This window comes from Suipraeoptans intestinalis, from assembly GCF_009696485.1.
In the GTDB taxonomy this organism is placed as follows: Bacteria; Bacillota; Clostridia; order Lachnospirales; family Lachnospiraceae; genus Suipraeoptans; species Suipraeoptans intestinalis.
In genome coordinates this window covers 1-5,925 of the sequence record NZ_VULY01000028.1, presented here as the reverse complement: position 1 = coordinate 5,925, position 5,925 = coordinate 1, and the positions used below count along the sequence as shown (strand labels likewise).

Below are 5,925 nucleotides of genomic sequence, written 5' to 3'. Positions count from 1 at the left end.
AATGCAGAATGTATTCTGGAGATCAAGGCGTTCTTGAAAGAATGCAAGTCTCCTTTTATTCCGATCATTGCCAAGATTGAAAATGCAGAAGGAATCAAAAATATCGACGAGATCATCCGGTGTGCGGACGGATCATGATCGCCAGGGGAGATCTGGGAGTGGAGATCCCGGCGGAGGAAGTACCTTACCTGCAGAAGATGATCATCCAGAAATGTAACAGCAATTACAAGCCGGTGATCACAGCCACGCAGATGCTGGATTCCATGATGCGGAATCCGCGTCCTACAAGAGCGGAAGTCACAGACGTGGCCAATGCCGGTTTATGACGGAACCGATGCGGTCATGCTGTCCGGAGAGACCGCGCAGGGAAAATATCCGCTGGAGAGTCTGCAGATGATGGTGCATATCGTGGAAAATACAGAAGAACACCTGGATCATGAGACGCTTTTGAAAAGGGCAGAGAAAAACTATCTGAAAAGCACCTCCTGTGCTCTGGGATTTGCGACGGTGACGACGGCGGGAAGTTTGAACGCCAAATGTATCATTACGCCTACGGTATCGGGAGCAACGGCAAGAGTCGTGTCCAAGTTTAAGCCTCCGATGGATATTATAGGGTCACGCCCAACGAAGAAACCTTACGGAGGATGCAGATCTACTGGGGGGTTCGTCCGCTGAAATCCATTGAATTCCAGACGACGGAAGACATCTGCAGCGGGGCCATTGATCTGGCATGTGCGAAACAGATGGCAGAGTCGGGAGATATCATCGTGCTGACGGCAGGGATCCCGTCACCCAACGTAAAGGCACAAAGAGAAGGCGTCAGCAATATCATGCAGATTGCTGTAGTAGATTAGACAGAAAAAAGGTGCACTGCACCGCTGGAGAGTATCAGTGGTGTGGCGGCATCTTTTTTTGTAGAAAAAGCACAGAAAAGGGATTGTCGTGGAAGGGGATGGTGAAGCGATGTGTCCTGCCGGCAGGAAAGAAACGGTCTGTTTTGAGAAGGATTCTTGACAGAGAGAGGGAAGAGGTATATAGTAGTACTTGAGAGAAACACTAAATAGTACAGGAGGTGGCAGAGTGGAGACGACATCATTTGCTGAAAGACTGATGGAATTTGGTCTGACAAGGCAGGAGGCCTGCATTTACCAATGTATTTTGGAGGAAGGAAAGGTAACGGGGTACGAGGTGGCAAAGCAGACCGGGATTTCCAGGTCCAACGCATACAATGCACTGGCCAACATGCCAGGAAAAGGGAGCGGTGTATCTTCTGGAGGAAGGAACAGCCAGAAAGTACGTTCCGGTTCCGTTGGAAGAGTTTTGTAAAAACCGTATCCGGAGACTGGAAGAGGCGAAAAAATGGCTCTCTCTGCGTGCGCCTAAGGAGCGGGAAGAAGCAGAGGCTATATTACGATAGAAGGCGGAAAAAATATCCTGAACAAGATCCGCAACCTTTTGGAGGAAGTGGAGGAGAGAGTCTATATCAGTTGTACCAGAAATTATCTTTTACTGATGGTCAGGGAATTGGAGGCGCTGCAGGCCGCCGGGAAAAAGGTTGTGATCATCACGGACCGGCCGGTTACCTTCAAAAATGCCAGAGTATATGTAGGCAGGGACAGAGGAATGCAGATAGGGTTATTTCGGATTCCCGCTATGTGATCACAGGAGAGTATGGAGAGGGAAGTATGAACACCGCCTTGTATTCCGGGCAGAAGAACTTTGTGGAGCTGTATAAGACGGCTTTGTCCAATGAGATAGAGCTGCTGACATTGAAAGAGGAGAACTGACATGAAAAAAACACCGTTTGTAACAAAAGAACAACTGGAAAAGATCGTAGAGCAGTATCCCACTCCTTTCATCTGTATGATGAAAAAGGGATCCGTGAAAATATAAAAGCGCTGAAGGAGGCGTTTGCCTGGAACCGGGGATACAAGGAATATTTTGCCGTGAAGGCTACGCCCAATCCGTTTTTGATCGGGATTCTGAGGGAGTACGGCTGCGGCTGTGACTGTGCATCCTATTCGGAGTTGTTGCTTTCCGAAGCCATGGGGATCGGCGGAAGGGATATTATGTTTTCTTCCAATGATACGCCGGCGCAGGAGTTTGTGTACGCAGACCGGCTGGGCGCCATCATCAACCTGGACGACATTTCCCACATTGACTGCCTGGAAAAAGCCATCGGCAAAATTCCGGAAGTGATCAGCTGCCGTTATAATCCGGGCGGGCTGTTCCAGATCAGCAACGACATCATGGACAATCCGGGAGACGCCAAGTACGGGATGACGACAGACCAGATGTTTGAAGCGTTCAGATCCTGAAAGAAAAGGGAGCGAAGGAATTCGGAATCCATGCCTTCCTGGCAAGTAATACCGTTACAAATGCATATTACCCCATGCTGGCAAAAGTTCTGTTTGAACTGGCTGTTCGCCTGAAGAAGGAGACAGGCGTCCATATCGGGTTTATCAATCTGTCGGGAGGGATCGGTATTCCTTATCGTCCGGAACAGGAGGCCAATGATATCCGGGTGATCGGAGAAGAAGTCAGGAAGGTATACGAGGAAGTTCTGGTGCCGGAAGGGATGGGAGATGTGGCGATCTACACGGAGCTGGGGCGTTTTATGATGGGGCCTTACGGTCATCTGGTTACAAAGGCGATCCATGAAAAGCATACGCACAAAGACTATATCGGAGTGGACGCGTGCGCCGTAAACCTGATGCGTCCGGCCATGTACGGGGCGTATCATCATATTACCGTGATGGGGAAGGAAGAGGAGCCCTGCACCTGCAAGTACGATGTTACGGGATCTTTGTGCGAGAATAATGACAAGTTTGCCATTGACCGGATGCTGCCAAAGGTCGAAACAGGAGATTTTCTGGTGATCCATGACACGGAGCACACGGATATTCTATGGATACAATTACAACGGAAAGCTGAAATCTGCGGAAGTTGCTGAAACAGATGGAACGACAGAGCTGATCAGAAGAGCAGAGACACCGGCGATTATTGTACATTGGATCCCATAGAATATCGTGTGCTCCCGTGTCATGGATCACCAGAAAATCTCCTGTTCGACCTTTGGCAGCATCCGGTCAATGGCAACTTGTCATTATCTCGCACAAAGATCCCGTACATCGTACTTGCAGGGCGGCTCCTCTCCTTCCCCATCACGTAATATGATGATACGCCCGTACATGGCCGGACGCATCAGGTTTACGGCGCACGCGTCCACTCCGATATAGTCTTTGTGCGTATGCTTTTCATGGATCGCCTTTGTAACCAGATGACCGTAAGGCCCCATCATAAAACGCCCCAGCTCCGTGTAGATCGCCACATCTCCCATCCCTTCCGGCACCAGAACTTCCTCGTATACCTTCCTGACTTCTTCTCCGATCACCCGGATATCATTGGCCTCTGTTCCGGACGATAAGGAATACCGATCCCTCCCGACAGATTGATAAACCCGATATGGACGCCTGTCTCCTTCTTCAGGCGAACAGCCAGTTCAAACAGAACTTTTGCCAGCATGGGGTAATATGCATTTGTAACGGTATTACTTGCCAGGAAGGCATGGATTCCGAATTCCTTCGCTCCCTTTTCTTTCAGGATCTGAAACGCTTCAAACATCTGGTCTGTCGTCATCCCGTACTTGGCGTCTCCCGGATTGTCCATGATGTCGTTGCTGATCTGGAACAGCCCGCCCGGATTATAACGGCAGCTGATCACTTCCGGAATTTTGCCGATGGCTTTTCCAGGCAGTCAATGTGGGAAATGTCGTCCAGGTTGATGATGGCGCCCAGCCGGTCTGCGTACACAAACTCCTGCGCCGGCGTATCATTGGAAGAAAACATAATATCCCTTCCGCCGATCCCCATGGCTTCGGAAAGCAACAACTCCGAATAGGATGCACAGTCACAGCCGCAGCCGTACTCCCTCAGAATCCCGATCAAAAACGGATTGGGCGTAGCCTTCACGGCAAAATATTCCTTGTATCCCCGGTTCCAGGCAAACGCCTCCTTCAGCGCTTTTATATTTTCACGGATCCCTTTTTCATCATACAGATGAAAAGGAGTGGGATACTGCTCTACGATCTTTTCCAGTTGTTCTTTTGTTACAAACGGTGTTTTTTTCATGTCAGTTCTCCTCTTTCAATGTCAGCAGCTCTATCTCATTGGACAAAGCCGTCTTATACAGCTCCACAAAGTTCTTCTGCCCGGAATACAAGGCGGTGTTCATACTTCCCTCTCCATACTCTCCTGTGATCACATAGCGGGAATCCGAAATAACCCCTATCTGCATTCCTCTGTCCCTGCCTACATATACTCTGGCATTTTTGAAGGTAACCGGCCGGTCCGTGATGATCACAACCTTTTTCCCGGCGGCCTGCAGCGCCTCCAATTCCCTGACCATCAGTAAAAGATAATTTCTGGTACAACTGATATAGACTCTCTCCTCCACTTCCTCCAAAAGGTTGCGGATCTTGTTCAGGATATTTTTTCCGCCTTCTATCGTAATATAGCCCTCTGCTTCTTCCCGCTCCTTAGGCGCACGCAGAGAGAGCCATTTTTTCGCCTCTTCCAGTCTCCGGATACGGTTTTTACAAAACTCTTCCAACGGAACCGGAACGTACTTTCTGGCTGTTCCTTCCTCCAGAAGATACACCGCTCCCTTTTCCTGCATGTTGGCCAGTGCATTGTATGCGTTGGACCTGGAAATCCCGGTCTGCTTTGCCACCTCGTACCCCGTTACCTTTCCTTCCTCCAAAATACATTGGTAAATGCAGGCCTCCTGCCTTGTCAGACCAAATTCCATCAGTCTTTCAGCAAATGATGTCGTCTCCACTCTGCCACCTCCTGTACTATTTAGTGTTTCTCTCAAGTACTACTATATACCTCTTCCCTCTCTCTGTCAAGAATCCTTCTCAAAACAGACCGTTTCTTTCCTGCCGGCAGGACACATCGCTTCACCATCCCCCTTCCACGACAATCCCCTTTTCTGTGCTTTTTCTACAAAAAAAGATGCCGCCACACCACTGATACTCTCCAGCGGTGCAGTGCACCTTTTTTCTGTCTAATCTACTACAGCAATCTGCATGATATTGCTGACGCCTTCTCTTTGTGCCTTTACGTTGGGTGACGGGATCCCTGCCGTCAGCACGATGATATCTCCCGACTCTGCCATCTGTTTCGCACATGCCAGATCAATGGCCCCGCTGCAGATGTCTTCCGTCGTCTGGAATTCAATGGATTTCAGCGGACGAACCCCCCAGTAGATCTGCATCCTCCGTAAGGTTTCTTCGTTGGGCGTGACCCCTATAATATCCATCGGAGGCTTAAACTTGGACACGACTCTTGCCGTTGCTCCCGATACCGTAGGCGTAATGATACATTTGGCGTTCAAACTTCCCGCCGTCGTCACCGTCGCAAATCCCAGAGCACAGGAGGTGCTTTTCAGATAGTTTTTCTCTGCCCTTTTCAAAAGCGTCTCATGATCCAGGTGTTCTTCTGTATTTTCCACGATATGCACCATCATCTGCAGACTCTCCAGCGGATATTTTCCCTGCGCGGTCTCTCCGGACAGCATGACCGCATCGGTTCCGTCATAAACCGCATTGGCCACGTCTGTGACTTCCGCTCTTGTAGGACGCGGATTCCGCATCATGGAATCCAGCATCTGCGTGGCTGTGATCCACCGGCTTGTAATTGCTGTTACATTTCTGGATGATCATCTTCTGCAGGTAAGGTACTTCCTCCGCCGGGATCTCCACTCCCAGATCTCCCCTGGCGATCATGATCCCGTCCGCACACCGGATGATCTCGTCGATATTTTTGATTCCTTCTGCATTTTCAATCTTGGCAATGATCGGAATAAAAGGAGACTTGCATTCTTTCAAGAACGCCTTGATCTCCAGAATACATTCTGCATTTC

Annotated in this window: 1 protein-coding gene and 6 pseudogenes; 4 read left to right on the top strand and 3 right to left on the bottom strand. The window is 49.6% G+C overall.

Annotation, left to right across the window (positions count from 1 at the left end; translation table 11 throughout):
- The first annotated feature begins 33 nt into the window (after positions 1–33).
- The 4 pseudogenes from FYJ34_RS15610 to FYJ34_RS15240 all read left to right on the top strand — a co-directional run bounded on the left by FYJ34_RS15610 (position 34) and on the right by FYJ34_RS15240 (position 3,023).
- Positions 34–326 (top strand): annotated as a pseudogene (locus FYJ34_RS15610) (pyruvate kinase).
- Positions 313–854, top strand: a pseudogene (locus FYJ34_RS15605) (pyruvate kinase alpha/beta domain-containing protein). The pseudogenes FYJ34_RS15610 and FYJ34_RS15605 overlap by 14 nt, the downstream one beginning before the upstream one ends.
- A gap of 256 nt (positions 855–1,110) precedes the next feature.
- Positions 1,111–1,787 (top strand): annotated as a pseudogene (locus FYJ34_RS15245) (TrmB family transcriptional regulator).
- Position 1,788: 1 nt separating this feature from the next.
- Positions 1,789–3,023: pseudogene (locus FYJ34_RS15240) on the top strand (diaminopimelate decarboxylase).
- On the opposite strand, the pseudogene FYJ34_RS15235 reads toward FYJ34_RS15240, so the two are convergent.
- The 3 genes and pseudogenes from FYJ34_RS15235 to pyk form a co-directional block, all read right to left on the bottom strand.
- Positions 2,997–4,130, bottom strand: a pseudogene (locus FYJ34_RS15235) (diaminopimelate decarboxylase); the annotation flags it as partial. The pseudogenes FYJ34_RS15240 and FYJ34_RS15235 overlap by 27 nt on opposite strands.
- A gap of 1 nt (position 4,131) precedes the next feature.
- Complete coding sequence (locus FYJ34_RS11685) at positions 4,132–4,809, bottom strand: TrmB family transcriptional regulator (RefSeq protein WP_154478937.1); 678 nt, start codon at positions 4,807–4,809, stop codon at positions 4,132–4,134.
- A gap of 258 nt (positions 4,810–5,067) precedes the next feature.
- A pseudogene (pyk, locus tag FYJ34_RS11680) lies at positions 5,068–5,925 on the bottom strand (pyruvate kinase); the annotation flags it as partial.

Bases quoted from the DNA above. Each gene is read 5' to 3' on its own strand.
- FYJ34_RS11685 (WP_154478937.1), bottom strand. From the start codon at position 4,809: ATGGAATTTGGTCTGACAAGGCAGGAGGCCTGCATTTACCAATGTATT.